We start from the raw sequence: 14511 nt of genomic DNA on the forward strand, positions 1-14511 counted from the left end.
TCTCCCCGGCGTTTCCGCGACGCGTCCGCACTCACGCCGTCACCTCCGTCCGCTCCAGCACCGACTTCAGGCGCGCGATCACGTTGTCGCGCAGGTCCTCCGGCGCGAGCACCAGCGCGTCCGCGCCGAGTCCGGTGATGAGCCGAGCCAGCCAGTCCCGCGACCGGATCGGCACCTCCACGATCGAGCCGGGCCGCCCGCCCAGCACCCGGTCCTCCATGACCGGTCCGAGGCGGCGGATCTCCTGGCCACGGCCCTGGGCCACCCACACCGTGGCCGATCCGGTGATCGGCGACTGCGCGGTGACCTCGGCGACCACGGTACGCAGGTCCAGGTCCTCGGGCTTGTGCACGGCATTGGCCGGTCCGTACTCGGTGACGTCCTCGTCGATGCGGGAGATGCGGAACACCCGCTGCGCGGCGCGCACATTGTCGTGCGCGACCAGGTACCAGCGGCCGTGGTGGGTCACCACACCCCAGGGCTGGACATCGCGTTCGACCGGATCCCCGTGCGACTGCCGGTGTTTGAACCGCACCGACCGTCCGGCATCGATCGCGGCGAGCAGCTTGCCGAGCACCGGCTCCGAGCCGCGCGTCCGGGCCGGCACCGCGGGCACCGCCGACACCCCGGCGTCGGGCTCCACGTGAATACCGGCCGCGCGCAGCTTGAGCAGACCGCCCTCGGCGGCCGCCGCCAGCTCCGGCGACTCCCACAACTGCACGGCCACCGCGACCGCGGCCGCTTCCTCGCTGGTCAGATCGATGTCCGGGAGCTCATAGGCATCCCGGTTGATGCGGTAGCCCTCGACACTCGACAACCGGCTCACCGGTCCGATCTCGAGGGGTATGCCCAGATCGCGCAGCTCGTTCTTGTCGCGCTCGAACATCCGGCTGAAGGCCTCGTCGCTCGCGGACTCCTCGTACCCGGCGACCGACTCCCGGATCCGCTCCGCGGTCAGGAACTGCCGGGTGGACAGCAGCGCGATAACCAGATTCATCAACCGCTCGACCTTGGATATCGCCACCCCGTAGAGAGTAATGGGAGTGTCGCCGAGGTGACGCATGGGCGGTCGCGTTTTTCCCCTATCGACCCCGATCCTGCCGGGTCCGGACGCGGAACGGGCCGCGAACCCTCGGTTCGCGGCCCGTTCCCGGTCCTTACATCGAGGCGATGAGCCGGTCCACGCGCTCGTCGACCGAGCGGAACGGGTCCTTGCAGAGCACCGTCCGTTGTGCCTGGTCATTGAGCTTGAGGTGGACCCAGTCGACGGTGAAGTCGCGGCCCGCCTCCTGCGCGGCGGTGATGAAATCGCCGCGCAGCTTGGCCCGGGTGGTCTGCGGCGGCGTGGTGACCGCCGCGTCGACCGCGTCGTCCTCGGTGATCCGCTTGGCCAGACCCTTGCGGGCGAGCAGGTCGAAGACCCCGCGGCCGCGCTTGATGTCGTGGTAGGCCAGATCCAGCTGGGCGATCTTGGGATCGGACAGCTCCATGTTGTAGCGGTCCTGGTAGCGCTGGAACAGCTTGCGCTTGATCACCCAGTCGATCTCGGTGTCGACCTTGGCGAAGTCCTGCGCCTCGACCGCGTCGAGGGTGCGGCCCCACAGATCCACTACCGCGTCGACCTGCGGATCGCGGTCACGGTTGCGCAGGTGCTCGACGGCCCGGGCGTAGTACTCGCGCTGGATCTCGAGCGCCGACGCCTGCCGCCCGCCCGCCAGCCGCACGGGCCGACGACCGGTGAGATCGTGCGACACCTCGCGAATGGCGCGAATCGGGTTGTCCAGAGCGAAGTCTCGGAACGCGACGCCCGCCTCGATCATCTCCAGCACCAGCGACGCCGTGCCGACCTTCAGCATGGTCGTCGGTTCGGCCATGTTCGAGTCGCCCACGATCACGTGCAGGCGGCGGTACTTCTCGGCGTCGGCGTGCGGCTCGTCGCGGGTGTTGATGATCGGCCGCGACCGCGTGGTCGCCGACGACACCCCCTCCCAGATGTGCTCGGCCCGCTGCGACAGGCAGAACGTCGCCGCCTTCGGCGTCTGGAGCACCTTCCCGGCCCCGCAGATCAACTGCCGGGTAACCAGGAACGGCAACAGCACGTCGGAGATCCTCGAGAACTCCCCGGCCCGGACCACGAGGAAGTTCTCGTGGCAGCCGTAGGAGTTGCCCGCGGAGTCGGTGTTGTTCTTGAACAGGTAGATATCGCCGCCGATACCCTCCTCCGCGAGCCGCTGCTCGGCGTCTATGAGCAGATCCTCCAGGACCCGCTCGCCGGCGCGGTCATGAGTGACCAACTGCACCAGGCTGTCACATTCGGCCGTGGCGTACTCCGGATGGGAACCGACATCGAGGTAGAGCCGGGCACCATTACGAAGGAACACGTTCGAGCTACGGCCCCAGGAAACTACCCGGCGGAACAAGTACCGGGCCACCTCGTCAGGACTCAACCGACGGTGACCGTGGAACGTGCACGTCACCCCGAATTCGGTCTCGATCCCCATGATTCGTCGCTGCACCCTATCGACATTACAGCGGAATAGTGCCCGGTAACGGCCTTGTCGGAGCACTGATGCAAACGTATTCACAACGATTTAGCACGGGGTGCAACGCGGCACGCGCTCTACCCTGCGAAAAAGCAAGGCTCCTTTGCACTCTGCTATTGAGAGTGCAAAGGAGCCTTATCCCGAATAGCGGGATTTGCGGGCGTCGCCGGGGCCTTAGGACGGGTCCCCGCCCGACGGCTTGTCGGCTTCGGCGGCCGCCTTCGCGTTCGGCGCCTTGCCGGTGATCAGCTCCGACAGCGCGGAGCCCTGGACCCGGCGGAACGCCCGCCGCGGCCGGGACTGCTCGAGGGTTGCCACCTCCAGGGAGGAGACGCCCACGGTGCGCTGCTTGTCCTTGTCGCCCTCGGGCACGGCCTTCTGCAGCGCGGCCACCGCCGTGGTGATGGCCGAATGCAGGTCCATGCCCGGCTTGTAGGAAGCCTTGAGGGCGGTGGTGATGGGGTCGGTGTTGCCGCCCATCACCACGAATTCTCGTTCGTCGACGATGGATCCGTCGAAGTTGATCCGATACAGCACCGAGTTCGTGTCCTGCTCGGGGAAGCCCACTTCGGCGACGCAGATCTCCACCTCGTAGGGCTTGAGCTGGTCGGTGAAGATGGTGCCCAGGCTCTGGGCGTACAGGTTGGCCAGGAACCGCCCGGTCACGTCGCGGCGATCGAACTGGTAACCGCGCAGGTCGGCCTGCAGGATGCCCCCGCGGCGCAGCGCCTCGAACTCGTTGTACTTGCCGACCGCGGCGAAACCGACCCGGTCGTAGAGCTCACTGATCTTGTGGAGGGTGGCCGAGGGGTTCTCGGCCACGAACACCACGCCCTTGTCGTAGACCAGCACGATGACCGAGCGGCCGCGCGCGATGCCCTTGCGCGCGAGCTCGGTCTTGTCGCGCATGATCTGTTCGGCCGACGCGTAATACGGCAGTGTCATGCTTCGCCGATCCCCTCTGCCGCCAGCGCGGCCCGCTCTTCCACCATCGCCCGGGTGATCTCCTTCAGGCGCTCGTCGGTGACCTCCACGGTGCCCTCGGAGTCGATGACGATGGCCGTCGGGTAGATATTGCGCATGGTGTCCGGACCGCCGGTGGCGGTGTCGTCGTCGGCGGCGTCGAAGAGCGATTCGATCGCGATCCGCAGCGCCCGGTCCTGGTCGAGGCCGCGCGCGTAGGTCTTCTTCAGCGATGACTTGGCGAACAGGGAACCAGACCCCACCGCGGTGTACCCGAACCGCTCCTCGCTGCGCCCGCCGACCACGTCGTAGGACACGATCCGCCCGGACTTGTCCGGGTCCTGCGCGTCCGGGTCGAAGCCGACCAGCAGCGGGACCACCGCCAGCCCCTGCAGGGCGGCGGGGAGGTTGTCGCGCACCATCTTCGACAGCTTGTTGGCCTTGCCGGCGAAGGTGAGGGGAACGCCCTCGATCTTCTCGTAGTACTCGAGCTCCACCGCGAACAGGCGGATCATCTCGATCGCCATCCCCGCGGTACCGGCGATGCCGGCCGCGGAGTAGGTGTCGGTGATGTACACCTTCTCGATGTCACGCTGGGCCAGCAGGTTGCCCTGGGTGGCGCGGCGGTCGCCCGCGATCAGCACACCGCCGCGGTAGCTGACCGCGACGATGGTGGTGCCGTGCGGAGCGATATCCGACGGCACGCCCGGATTCGGGTGCGTGCCGCCGGATCCGATTCCGTTGCCGGGCAACAGTTCCGGAGCGTGTAAACGCAGGTACTCGGAGAAAGAGGATTGGGCGAACCCCAACTGGAGCCGCAGGGGGTCACCTTGGGTCACTGGCCGCCCTTCTGCACATATGCGCGGACGAAGTCCTCCGCGTTCTCCTCGAGCACGTCGTCGATCTCGTCGAGCAGGTCGTCGGTTTCCTCCGCCAGCTTCTCGCGACGCTCCTGTCCCGCCCCACCGTCGCCGACCGGGCCCTCGTCCTCGTCGCCGCCACCGGCGCGCTTGGTCTGCTCTTGTGCCATAGCAGCCGACCTCCTCTGTGATCATCGGCGAGCACCGGAGAAGACCCGATGCTCGTGCCGTCAACAGTACCCACCAGCGGGGACAACATGCCGGATTAAACGTCATTGTGCTGTCCCCGCGATCTCTCCGCCGCCATGTCGCGGACACGAAAAAGGGGTACGGGGTTCAGTTCCCGCACCCCTCTCACGTGGGCCTAGTGGGTCAGCTGGCGCACCAGTTCCGAGGCGGTGTGCACGCCGTCCAGGAGTTTGCCGACGTGGGACTTGGTGCCGCGACGCGGTTCCAGGGTGGGGATCCGCACCAGCGAGTCGCCGCCCAGGTCGAAGATCACCGAATCCCAGCTGGCCGCCGCGATATCCGCGCCGAACCGGCGCAGGCACTCGCCGCGGAAGTAGGCGCGGGTGTCGGTGGGCGGGTTGGTCATGGCGTCGGTGACCTGCTGCTCGGTGACCAGCCGCTGCATGGAGCCGCGCGCCACCAGGCGGTTGTAGAGGCCCTTGTCCAGGCGCACGTCGGAGTACTGCAGGTCGACCAGGTGCAGCTTGGGGGCGGCCCAGGACAGGCCCTCGCGCGAGCGCATGCCCTCGAGCAGGCGCAGCTTGGCGCACCAGTCCAGCAGGTCGGCGCATTCGAGCGGGTCGCGCTCGAGCAGGTCCAGCACGTGGGCCCACTTCTCGATGACGTCCAGCACCCGCGCGTCGTCGTTTCCGGTGCGGTCCATGAACTTCTCGACCCGGTCGAGGTAGATGCGTTGCAGCGCAAGGCCGGTCAGCTCGCGGCCGTCGGAAAGGGCTACGGTGGCACGCAGAGTCGGGTCGTGGCTGATGGTGTGCACGGCGGTGACCGGGCGGGCCAGCTGCAGATCCGAGAAGTCCTCACCGGCCTCGATCAGGTCCAGCACCAGCGAGGCGGTGCCCACCTTGAGGTAGGTGGACCATTCGGCCAGGTTGGCGTCGCCGATGATGACGTGCAGGCGGCGGTACTTGTCGGCGTCGGCGTGCGGCTCGTCGCGGGTGTTGATGATGCCGCGCTTGAGGGTGGTCTCGAGACCGACCTCGACCTCGATGTAGTCCGCGCGCTGGGACAACTGGAAACCGGGGGTGTCACCGGACTGGCCGATGCCCACCCGCCCGGAACCGCACACCACCTGCCGGGAGGCGAAGAACGGGGTCAGGCCCACGATGATCTGATTGAACGGGGTCTCCCGGCTCATCAGGTAGTTCTCGTGGGTGCCGTAGGAGGCGCCCTTGCCGTCCACATTGTTCTTGTACAGCTGCATGCGGGCCGCGCCCGGCACGCTGGAGGCGTAGCGGGCGGCGGCCTCCATGACCCGTTCACCGGCCTTGTCCCAGATCACGGCGTCGAGGGGGTCGGTGACCTCGGGCGCGGAGTACTCCGGGTGGGCGTGGTCGACGTAGAGGCGGGCCCCGTTGGTGAGGATCATATTGGCCGCCCCGACCTCGTCGGCGTCGATCACCGGCGCGGGCCCGTTGAGCCTGCCGAGATCGAAACCGCGCGCGTCGCGCAGCGGCGATTCCACCTCGTAATCCCAGCGTGTGCGCTTGGCGCGCGGCACGCCCTCGGCCGCGGCGTAGGCCAGCACCGCCTGGGTGGAGGTGAGAATCGGGTTGGCTGACGGCTCGGTCGGCGTCGAAATGCCGTACTCGACCTCGATTCCGATGATGCGCTGCATGGCTTCGAGCCTAGGCGAAAGGCGGGCCCCGACGCGGCCGGACTGTCCGGGTCGTTCTCATTCGCGAGTCGTACGCCGGATCGTCCTCGCGGGCGATCCGCCCGGGACCGGCGCGACGGCACAATCACCTGCATGGTCGAATCGGCTCCCCTCCCCCGCCCGCCGCACCCGGTCACCACCGTCGCCGACGACACCGATCCCGCACCCGCCCAACCTGTTTCGAGCCGGGTGGCCGCCCTCGACGTGCTGCGCGGCATCGCGATCCTGGGCACCCTGGGCACCAATGTCTGGATCTTCACCAATGCCGAAGGGCTGCTCGGCTACATCGCGCGCAGCGACGAGCCGCACGGGGCGTGGCTGTGGATCGAGCGATTCCTGCAACAACTCGCGCAGGGCAAGTTCCTGGGGCTGCTGACCATCATGTTCGGCATCGGGCTGGCTATCCAGCAGCGATCGGCGGCGCGGAGTGGGCGCACCTGGCCGGGCAGCTATCCGGTGCGGGCGGGGCTGCTGTTCCTCGACGGCATGCTGAACTTCTTCCTGGTCGCCGAGTTCGACGTGCTGATGGGGTACGCGGTCACCGGCCTGGTGGTGGCGTTCATCCTGGCCACCGGTCCGAAGGCGCAGCGGCGCTGGCTCATCGCGCAGGCGAGCGTGCACATCACGCTGTTGTCGCTGTTCGCGGTGGCGATCGCGGTCGGATCGCCCGATGATTCCGGCCCGCGCCAGGCGCTGGATCCGAATCCGTACGCGGATGGCTCGTTCTGGGATCTGGTGGCGTTCCGGTGGGAGCACCTGCTGGTGTTCCGGCTCGAACCGCTGCTCATCTTCCCGATGTCCATCGCCCTGTTCCTGCTGGGCGCGCGCCTGTTCCGGGCCGGGATCTTCGAGCCGGGCGGCGCGCGAATCCGCAAGCGGCTCATGCTGATCGGGTTCGGCATCGCCGCCCCCGTCGACCTGACGCTGGGCCTGATCGGCGGCGATCTGATCCTGCTGGCCCGCTACGGCACCGCACCGGTGGTCTCGCTGGGCCTGCTGGCCCTGGTCGCCGAGGTGTACGCGCATCGGCCCCGGCCGGGCTGGGTGGGCCGCCGCTTCGGCGAGGTCGGGCGAATGGCGTTGAGCTGCTACATCCTCCAGAACCTGGTGGCGGGATTCCTGTGCTACGGCTGGGGTCTGGGCCTGGCGAGCCTGGTGTCGGCGAACGCCCGGGTGCCGTTCACGGTGGGGATCTACGTGCTGGTGTGCGCGCTCATGCTGACCTTCGCCCACTTCTGGCTGCGGCGCTTCGAGCGTGGGCCGGTCGAGTGGCTGTGGAATCGCAGTTATCTGGCCCTGACCGGCGGGGTGCGGGGCTAGTCGACCTCGTCGATGGAGCGCAGGTAGGGCGCCTGGCCGTCGATGCAGGAGGAGAGCCGGTAGAGCGAATGCGCCGGCACGAAATCGACGAACTGCTCGCTGCCGGAGGAGCCGCCGCCGTCCGAGTCGTGGTACTCGCACTGCATGTAGCCGGAGACCACGTATTCGGTGTCGGTGTCGTTGCGGCAGTCCAGGACGTCGCAGTGCAGTCCGGCGGGAAGTTCGGCGTCGGCGCCGGCGGACGCGGCCGGAGCCAGTGCGGCCCCGGCGATTCCGGTGAACACGGCCAGGCGGGCGAGAGTGCGTGCAGCCATCGGAGTCCTCGGATCGATCGACGTCACGCCCGCGCCGCCTCGGTACGCGAGAGCAGGTCGGCGACGACGGTGTCGCGGGTCAGCGGCACGTCCAGACTACGGGCATTGCCCTCGAGCAGCGACAGCACCGATTCGGTGAGGATGCCCTCGATGTGCTCCGAGGACAGCCCGGGAGCCGCGCGCCAGCTGTTGACCACGCCGTCGACGAAGCCGACCGTGCCGAAGGCCATGGGGCGGGCCCGGTTCCGGTCGATGCCGAAACGGTGCAGGGCGTCGGCGAACAGGTCCGCGAGCCGCCCGCCGATGCGGTCGCGGGCCCCGGCCAGCGCGGTGGAGGATTCGCCGTGCGGGTCGGCGGCGGTGAGGAAGCGGTGCAGGTGCGGATGGCGTTCCACCCAGCCGACGTAGGTGCCGACGGCTCCGCGCACGAGGTCGCGGACGGTGCCGTCGGGGTGCAGGCGCGGCATGAGTTCGGCGGTGAGGCCGTCGAGGATGTGGCGGCGGATGGCTTCGTCGAGGTCGGTGCGGCCGTCGAAGTGCCGGTAGACGACCGGGCGCGGGACCGACAGGCGGTCGGCGATCTGCTGGACGGAGATCTCGGTGCCGTGCTCCTCGATCACGGCCAGCGCGGCGTCGAGCATCTCGACGCGGCGGCGGGCCTTGTGATCATCCCAGCGCGTACTGCGGCCGTCGGCGCCCGGCGGCGCGGGTTTGCTGCGTCGGGTCCCGGTCACGCGCCTCACGATACCCACCTCCGCATTGACCGTGACAGCCTGTACCACTAATCTGAGTGTAACAGCCTGTATCAGTAATAGTCGGGAGCTGTCATGGGCGACAACGCGGTCTCCACGCCTGCGCGCGGCCCCTCCGGGCGCGAATCCTTCGCCCAGCGTTTGCTGGCCGGATCGGTGAAGAAGTCCTACGACCCCGTCGTCGATCTGGACTGGGACGCCCCGCTGGATCCGGACAAGCTCTTCCTGCCACCCGAGGTCGTCTCCCTCTACGGCACCCCACTCTGGGACGCCATGACCCCCGAGCAGCGCCGCGAACTCTCCCGCCAGGAACTCGCCAATGTGCTCTCGGTCGGCATCTGGTTCGAGAACCTGCTCAATCGCCTGCTGCTGCGCGAGCTCATGGCCGGTGACCCGACCTCACGGCACGCGCACTACACGCTCACCGAGATGGGCGACGAATGCCGGCACATGATGATGTTCGGCAAGCTCATCGACCGCATCGAGGCGCGGCCCTACTGGCCCAACCGGTTCGAGCGCTGGATCATCAGCGCATTGCAGCAGGTGCTGCGCGGATCCATGGTGTGGGTGGGGGCGCTGGTCGGCGAGGAGATCTTCGACGCGCTGCAGCGCCGCACCCTCGACGATCCGCAGTTGCAGCCGCTGGTGGCGCGGGCCATGCGCATCCACGTCACCGAGGAGGCGCGGCACATCGGGTTCGCGCGCGACGCCCTGGCACACCGGGTGCCGGGGATGTCGAAGACCGAAATGCATTACACGCGACTGCGCGTCGCGGTGGCCGCTCCCCTGTTCGTGCATCTGATGACCAACTGGCACATGTACGCCCGCGCGGGCATCGAGGACGGGCGGGCGGCGCGCCGGATGGCCCGCGCCAACCCGCATTCGCGGCGCGCGCTCGGGTTGGGTGCGGCGAATCTCGGTGCGTTCCTGGACAAACAGGGCCTGATGGGGCCGATCGGGAAGCGCGTGTGGCGGCGCCGGGGGCTGCTGTGAGATTCCGGCGGGGCCGCCGCGATCCCCGGCCTGCGGCCGAGCCGGACGACTTCACCGAACCCGAACCGGCGGCGGACTATTCGGGTCCGGCGCTCCTGGACGCGCCGGGCATCGAGGTCGCGGTGCGGGTCGCGCTGACCGGGCATCTGGATCCGACCGACGGCCAGTTCCATTGGTACGGGCGGGTTTCCGCCGACAACGGCGCGGCGCTCCCTGAACCCGGGCGGGGTCAGGTCTTCCTGACCGTCCCGGGCCGGGCGCCGGCGCCCGGCGTCCTCCAGGAGCGCGATCCGTGGGGCAATCTGCGCATCGCCGGGATCGGCGCGCCGCCGTTCACGTTGTAGCGCAACACTGTTCGACTCTCTAGCGGGTCAGGCCGATGAAGTCGGCCATGGCCTCGACGGAGTAGGCGAAGAACGGTCCGGCCGGGTCCATGCTGTTGTCGAGCTGGCCGAACAGTTCGAAGGTGACCGTGCCGTAGAGCTGCGTCCACGCCATGACCGCGCGGACGACCGCGACCTCGGGCAGGCCGGGCGCGACCTGCTCGGCGATGCCTGCGGACTGGGCGGCCAGCACCGGATCGACGGGACCCTCGGGCAGCGTGAGACTGGCCGACTTCCACGCCCGGTTGACCACGCCCAGCGCGGCCACCGGCACCCTGGAGGCAGGGCCGACCGTGGATTCCGGGGCCCGGTATCCGGGCACCGGCGAACCGTAGACCAGGGCGTATTCGTGCGGGTGGGCCTTGGCCCAGTCGCGCACCGCGTGCGAGATCCCCCGCCATTGCGCTCGGGGCGTGTCCGCGGCCGCGACCGCGTTCTCGACCGCGTCCGCGATGCTGTCGTACGCCTCGATGATGAGCGTGGTCAGCAGGTCGTCGCGACTGGGGAAGTAGCGGTACAGCGCCGAGGACACCATGCCCAGTTCGCGGGCGATGGCCCGCAGCGACAGCGCGGGGGCGCCGGATTCGGCGAGCTGCCGGCGCGCGGCGTCGGTGATCTCGCGGGTGATCTCGGCTCTGGCCCGGGCGCGGGCGGTTCGGGGGACGCTCATCCCGATAGTGTGCCACGTTTCGGATCACCAGAATATTTCGAGAGCGCCGCTCTTGACATTCCGTGAGGCGTGCATGCACACTGATCACAACAGAGAGCACCGCTCTCGTAGAGTGAAGGAAGATCCCATGGACGCCCACACCGCCGCCACCCGCTACATCGGCCCGACCGGTCTCGACCCCTACATGAACCGCTTCTTCAACATGCTCCCCAAGCTCGGCATCAGCGTCGCGGGCTCGCGGCTGCTGGCGGTGCGCGGCCGCAAGTCCGGCGAATGGCGCACCACCATGGTCAATCTCCTGACCGTCGACGGCACCCGCTACCTGGTCGCCCCGCGCGGCCACACCCAGTGGGTCCGCAACCTGCGCGTCGCGAAGACCGGCGAACTGCGCCTGGGCCGCAAGTCCGAGGCCTTCACCGCCATCGAACTCCCCGACGCCGACAAGATCCCCGTCCTGCGCGCCTACCTCGACCGCTGGGGCTGGGAGGTCGGCCGCTTCTTCGAGGGCGTCACCAAGGACGCCACCGACGCCCAATTGGCCGATATCGCACCGGGATTCCCTGTCTTCGTCCTGAACTGACCGGTCACCCCGATACGAAACGCCCCGGCAAGGCCGCTGCCTTGCCGGGGCGTTTCGCTGTCCCGATGCGAATCCGCGCGCGCCGATCACGGGCTCCGGATCGGTGCGGGCTGGTGGGCCGTCAGCGCAGTTCGTCGAGGGTTTCGTCGTCGCGGGCGACGAAGGCGCGGCCGTCGGCGGTGAAGACGATGGGGCGCTGGATGAGGCGGGGGTGGGTGGCCAGGGCTTCGATCCAGCGGTCGCGGTCGGCGGGGGTGCGCCCCCAGGAGGCGACGCCGAGTTCCTTGGCCTGGGCCTCGGCGGTGCGGGTGATGTCCCACGGTTCGAGGCCGAGTTTGGTCAGCGCGGCGCGGATTTCGTCGGCCGAGGGCGGATTGTCGAGGTAGCGGCGCTCGACGTAGTCCGAGCCGGTTTCCTCGAGCACCGCTTTGGCCGTGCGGCTCTTGGAGCACTGCGGGTTGTGCCAGATTTCGGTCGCCATGCCGCCAGCCTAGGCCGCGGCGCCGACTCCCCCGGTCACCGGCACGGTCAGGACGTACCGACCGGCACGCTCAGGCGCCGGGCGACCCGACGGTCAGAGCCAGTCGACGACCCAGCGGTAGGGGCGCATCCAGTACAGACCACCGTCGGGAATCGGCGCGCCCCAGCGCTGTTCGGCCTGGGTCAGCTGCCAGCGGTATTCGGGAGCGGGTTCGCCGCCGTGGATCTCGAGCAGGTGCCGCCGCCAGCTGCCGATCATGGCGGGGACGACCTGGCGGTCGTTCTCGTAGGCCCACTCCACGTTTCGGGTCATGAGGCTGTCGACCGCGTGGTTGGCGGCGTTCGGGTCGCCGGTGCTCAGCGAGTGCAGGAACGCGGCCACCAGGTTGTAGGCGATGGCGTCGTGCACCGAGGTCTGGCCGTTCTCGAGCGACCAGATGCCCAGGTAGGTGGGCCCCTGCTCGTCGATCCACACCGAATGCGCCTCGCCGACCCGATTGTCGAAGATGAGCGCGGTGAGCAGGCCCAGGGTGGCCTTGCCCATGATGAGCGGGTCCGGCCGCCCGGTGCCGACGGCGTCGTCGATCAGCGCCCGGTAGGCGGAGGCGGCGATCCCCGGGCGGTTGGCGTCCATCAGCGCGTCGGCGGTCGCACCGCCGGCGAGCTGCTCGGCGGGCGGCTGCGCCGGGCCGGCGGCGAGCTGCGGCGCGCCGTCGCCGACCCGCAGGTACTGGGTCGCCATGGCGTCGAGCCCGGCGGCCGGGTCGAGCGGCGGCAGGCCGGGCACCGGGCCGGACTGCGCGGCACCGAAATCGGCTCCCGGCGCACCGGGTTCGAGCTGCGCGCCAGCGGGTTCCAGCGGCGAGAACGCCTGATCAGGCTGTGCCGAGCCGGGTTCGGGGAAAGCCGGGCCGGGTTCGGGGAACAGTGCACTCGGATCCGGGAACAGTGCGCCCGGTTCGGGGAACAGTGCGTTCGATTCCGGGAAGGGTGCGCCCGGTTCGGGCAGTATGGCGCCGGGCTCGATCAGCGGCGCGCCGTTGCGGAGCGGGTCCGCGAGGCCGAGGTCGATGGCGAGCGGGTCGCGCAGGGCGGGGGCGGTCTGCAGATATTCCAGTGCCACCCGGGCGAATTCGTTGTCCTGGGTCTCGAGCCATTCGCGCCCGGCCCGCAGGGTGTCGATCAGGTGTCCGCCGACGCCCTGTTCGATGGCGGCGCACAGCGCGTAGTACCCGTAGCCGCGGTAGTCGTCGTGGCCGACACCCTCGGTGATCAGCAGTTGCGCATATCTACTTGCCAGGTCGTGTCTTTCGATGTCGCCGAGCAGGGTGCAGGCGGTCATGGCCGCCATCAGTACTTCGGCGTGTTCGCCGTGGGCGCGGCGCAGGTCGATGCAACGGTCGGCCATGAGGACGGCGCTGTCGGGCAGGTCCTGCTGGGTGGCTGCCTCGACGGCCATGGAGTACATGGTGGCGAGGGTGGCCGGCGGGATGTCGGCCGGGTAGCGGGCCGGGCCGTGTTCGGCCAGGTGCAGGGCCTGGGCGTAATCGCCCGCGGCGAAGGCGGATCGGAAGCGGTAGGAGACGATCCAGCCGTATTCCTTGGGATCGGGGACCCCGGCCAGCTCGTCGTCGAACGCCGACAACCGCGCCAGCGCCTCCTCGGCCCGGCCGGTCTCCAGCATGCCGCTCGCCTCGTTCATCACCTCGACGAACGCATTTCGATCCATGGCCTACTCGCCTTCCCGCATATGTCAGCCCCGGATCGTATGACCGCACCACGACCCCGCGCGGTCACTGAGGTCAAGGTCATAGTTTGACGCCACCCCACATGACCACGCGTTGTCATCCGCGTGGCACGTTGTGTCACAACGATATTCCCGCACCTCGACACGAACCCGCCTCCCTGCGGGCCACTCTCGTGTCGCGGCCGATCCGTCCTGCCCCCAATCTAACGACAACACACCGAACGAACCCGCAACCACCCTCGGCGCGTCTCGTTGGGCGATTCCGGATCGGCGAGCCGCCGCGCACCGGCGCGGATATACTTCAGGGACGATTTATATATCCCCGTGGAGGTGACCATGACGAAAACCCTGATCGACATTCCGGATGACCTCATGGAACAGGCCCGGCAGGTCACCGGTGGGGCCACGAAAACCGAGACCGTTCGCACGGCGCTGCGCCTCCTGGTCCAGCAACGTCAGCAGCACGACGCCATCGCGTGGTTCGCCGACTCGGCACCCTTCCTACCCGAGGCCGAGCCGACCGGGGAGGCCGAGCCGCCGCAGCCGCGATGACCGGCGGCGGAAATCTCGCGCTGTACCTCGCCGATCACAGTGCGGTATCCCGAATTCAAACCCGCCCGGCCGTGCGCGCGGCATTCGACCGCCTGAACGCCGCCGTCGGTGTCCTGTGCTCGAATGCCGTCACGCTGGACGAGGCCTGCTACAGCGCCCGCAATGCCCAGGACCTGGAACGCATCATCACGATCTATACGGGAGTGTTCCGTTTCCTCCCGATGGATCCCGCGATCGACCGGTTGGTACGCACGATCCGGCAACAACTCTGGGCGCACGGCCACGGCCGTTCCGCCCAGGCGACGGATGTCCTGATCGCGGCGACCGCGGTCCATTACGACGCCACGGTTCTGCACTACGACAGGCATTTCGAACTGATCGCCGACGTCTTCCCGACCCTGCGACACCGGTGGATCGTTCCGCGCGGAACCACGGAGTGACCGCGCGGTCC

Annotated in this window: 17 protein-coding genes; 6 read left to right on the plus strand and 11 right to left on the minus strand. The window is 68.8% G+C overall.

Features of this window, described 5'->3' with window-relative positions; translation table 11 throughout:
• Positions 1–31 precede the first annotated feature (31 nt).
• The 6 genes from ACQP06_RS20050 to dop form a co-directional block, all read right to left on the minus strand.
• Positions 32–1024, minus strand: a complete 993-nt coding sequence (locus tag ACQP06_RS20050; protein ID WP_433666053.1) for a helix-turn-helix transcriptional regulator — start codon at positions 1022–1024, stop codon at positions 32–34.
• Positions 1025–1157: 133 nt separating this feature from the next.
• A complete protein-coding gene (gene pafA, locus ACQP06_RS20055; protein WP_357085449.1) occupies positions 1158–2516 on the minus strand; it encodes a Pup--protein ligase in 1359 nt (452 codons plus the stop codon).
• A 201-nt stretch (positions 2517–2717) separates the two neighbouring features.
• On the minus strand, positions 2718–3488 hold the full coding sequence (prcA, locus tag ACQP06_RS20060; protein ID WP_433666054.1) for a proteasome subunit alpha: 771 nt from the start codon (positions 3486–3488) through the stop codon (positions 2718–2720).
• Positions 3485–4345, minus strand: coding sequence for a proteasome subunit beta (gene prcB, locus ACQP06_RS20065; RefSeq protein ID WP_357085445.1), 861 nt, complete (start codon positions 4343–4345; stop codon positions 3485–3487). Before prcB ends, prcA begins: the two co-directional genes overlap by 4 nt.
• Positions 4342–4536, minus strand: a complete 195-nt coding sequence (locus ACQP06_RS20070) for a ubiquitin-like protein Pup (RefSeq protein ID WP_033089305.1) — start codon at positions 4534–4536, stop codon at positions 4342–4344. The genes prcB and ACQP06_RS20070 overlap by 4 nt, the downstream gene beginning before the upstream one ends.
• Before the next feature lie 194 nt (positions 4537–4730).
• Positions 4731–6230 carry a depupylase/deamidase Dop gene (gene dop / locus ACQP06_RS20075; RefSeq protein ID WP_433666055.1) on the minus strand — a complete coding sequence of 500 codons (1500 nt, stop codon included), beginning with the start codon at positions 6228–6230 and terminating at the stop codon, positions 4731–4733.
• 132 nt (positions 6231–6362) lie between these two features.
• Here dop and ACQP06_RS20080 point away from each other — a divergent pair, with 132 nt between their 5' ends.
• Positions 6363–7589, plus strand: coding sequence for a DUF418 domain-containing protein (locus ACQP06_RS20080; protein WP_433666056.1), 1227 nt, complete (start codon positions 6363–6365; stop codon positions 7587–7589).
• Here ACQP06_RS20080 and ACQP06_RS20085 read toward each other — a convergent pair.
• Together ACQP06_RS20085 and ACQP06_RS20090 are read right to left on the minus strand one after the other, a co-directional pair.
• Positions 7586–7903 carry a hypothetical protein gene (locus ACQP06_RS20085; protein ID WP_379107098.1) on the minus strand — a complete coding sequence of 106 codons (318 nt, stop codon included), beginning with the start codon at positions 7901–7903 and terminating at the stop codon, positions 7586–7588. The genes ACQP06_RS20080 and ACQP06_RS20085 overlap by 4 nt on opposite strands.
• Positions 7904–7926: 23 nt before the next feature.
• A complete protein-coding gene (locus ACQP06_RS20090) occupies positions 7927–8637 on the minus strand; it encodes a TetR/AcrR family transcriptional regulator (RefSeq protein ID WP_433666057.1) in 711 nt (236 codons plus the stop codon).
• 93 nt (positions 8638–8730) lie between these two features.
• Between ACQP06_RS20090 and ACQP06_RS20095 the strand changes: the two genes are divergently transcribed.
• Together ACQP06_RS20095 and ACQP06_RS20100 are read left to right on the plus strand one after the other, a co-directional pair.
• On the plus strand, positions 8731–9648 hold the full coding sequence (locus ACQP06_RS20095) for an AurF N-oxygenase family protein (protein WP_433666058.1): 918 nt from the start codon (positions 8731–8733) through the stop codon (positions 9646–9648).
• Positions 9645–9992 (plus strand): DUF4873 domain-containing protein, encoded by a 348-nt coding sequence (locus ACQP06_RS20100; RefSeq protein ID WP_433666059.1) that lies wholly within the window; start codon positions 9645–9647, stop codon positions 9990–9992. Before ACQP06_RS20095 ends, ACQP06_RS20100 begins: the two co-directional genes overlap by 4 nt.
• A gap of 19 nt (positions 9993–10011) precedes the next feature.
• On the opposite strand, the gene ACQP06_RS20105 is transcribed toward ACQP06_RS20100, so the two are convergent.
• On the minus strand, positions 10012–10701 hold the full coding sequence (locus tag ACQP06_RS20105; protein WP_433666060.1) for a TetR/AcrR family transcriptional regulator: 690 nt from the start codon (positions 10699–10701) through the stop codon (positions 10012–10014).
• Between the two features lie 127 nt (positions 10702–10828).
• Between ACQP06_RS20105 and ACQP06_RS20110 the strand changes: the two genes are divergently transcribed.
• Positions 10829–11281 carry a nitroreductase family deazaflavin-dependent oxidoreductase gene (locus ACQP06_RS20110; RefSeq protein WP_433666061.1) on the plus strand — a complete coding sequence of 151 codons (453 nt, stop codon included), beginning with the start codon at positions 10829–10831 and terminating at the stop codon, positions 11279–11281.
• Between the two features lie 121 nt (positions 11282–11402).
• Here ACQP06_RS20110 and ACQP06_RS20115 read toward each other — a convergent pair whose 3' ends face one another.
• Positions 11403–11762, minus strand: coding sequence for an arsenate reductase family protein (locus ACQP06_RS20115; protein ID WP_433666062.1), 360 nt, complete (start codon positions 11760–11762; stop codon positions 11403–11405).
• Positions 11763–11855: 93 nt separating this feature from the next.
• Positions 11856–13490 carry a hypothetical protein gene (locus ACQP06_RS20120; protein ID WP_433666063.1) on the minus strand — a complete coding sequence of 545 codons (1635 nt, stop codon included), beginning with the start codon at positions 13488–13490 and terminating at the stop codon, positions 11856–11858.
• 354 nt (positions 13491–13844) lie between these two features.
• Here ACQP06_RS20120 and ACQP06_RS20125 point away from each other — a divergent pair, with 354 nt between their 5' ends.
• Positions 13845–14060, plus strand: coding sequence for a type II toxin-antitoxin system VapB family antitoxin (locus ACQP06_RS20125; RefSeq protein WP_433666064.1), 216 nt, complete (start codon positions 13845–13847; stop codon positions 14058–14060).
• The gene (locus tag ACQP06_RS20130; protein WP_433666065.1) at positions 14057–14500 is read left to right on the plus strand and encodes a PIN domain-containing protein; all 444 of its coding nucleotides are present in this window, start codon (positions 14057–14059) and stop codon (positions 14498–14500) included. The genes ACQP06_RS20125 and ACQP06_RS20130 overlap by 4 nt, the downstream gene beginning before the upstream one ends.
• Positions 14501–14511: the final 11 nt, after the last annotated feature.

Origin of the sequence: Nocardia sp. CA-136227, from assembly GCF_050955695.1 — a bacterium.
GTDB lineage: Bacteria > Actinomycetota > Actinomycetes > Mycobacteriales > Mycobacteriaceae > Nocardia.

Bases quoted from the DNA above. Each gene is read 5' to 3' on its own strand.
- ACQP06_RS20105 (WP_433666060.1), bottom strand. From the start codon at position 10,701: ATGAGCGTCCCCCGAACCGCCCGCGCCCGGGCCAGAGCCGAGATCACC.
- ACQP06_RS20095 (WP_433666058.1), top strand. From the start codon at position 8,731: ATGGGCGACAACGCGGTCTCCACGCCTGCGCGCGGCCCCTCCGGGCGC.
- prcA (WP_433666054.1), bottom strand. From the start codon at position 3,488: ATGACACTGCCGTATTACGCGTCGGCCGAACAGATCATGCGCGACAAG.
- ACQP06_RS20110 (WP_433666061.1), top strand. From the start codon at position 10,829: ATGGACGCCCACACCGCCGCCACCCGCTACATCGGCCCGACCGGTCTC.
- ACQP06_RS20120 (WP_433666063.1), bottom strand. From the start codon at position 13,490: ATGGATCGAAATGCGTTCGTCGAGGTGATGAACGAGGCGAGCGGCATG.
- dop (WP_433666055.1), bottom strand. From the start codon at position 6,230: ATGCAGCGCATCATCGGAATCGAGGTCGAGTACGGCATTTCGACGCCG.
- ACQP06_RS20080 (WP_433666056.1), top strand. From the start codon at position 6,363: ATGGTCGAATCGGCTCCCCTCCCCCGCCCGCCGCACCCGGTCACCACC.
- ACQP06_RS20115 (WP_433666062.1), bottom strand. From the start codon at position 11,762: ATGGCGACCGAAATCTGGCACAACCCGCAGTGCTCCAAGAGCCGCACG.
- ACQP06_RS20070 (WP_033089305.1), bottom strand. From the start codon at position 4,536: ATGGCACAAGAGCAGACCAAGCGCGCCGGTGGCGGCGACGAGGACGAG.
- ACQP06_RS20130 (WP_433666065.1), top strand. From the start codon at position 14,057: ATGACCGGCGGCGGAAATCTCGCGCTGTACCTCGCCGATCACAGTGCG.
- ACQP06_RS20085 (WP_379107098.1), bottom strand. From the start codon at position 7,903: ATGGCTGCACGCACTCTCGCCCGCCTGGCCGTGTTCACCGGAATCGCC.
- ACQP06_RS20125 (WP_433666064.1), top strand. From the start codon at position 13,845: ATGACGAAAACCCTGATCGACATTCCGGATGACCTCATGGAACAGGCC.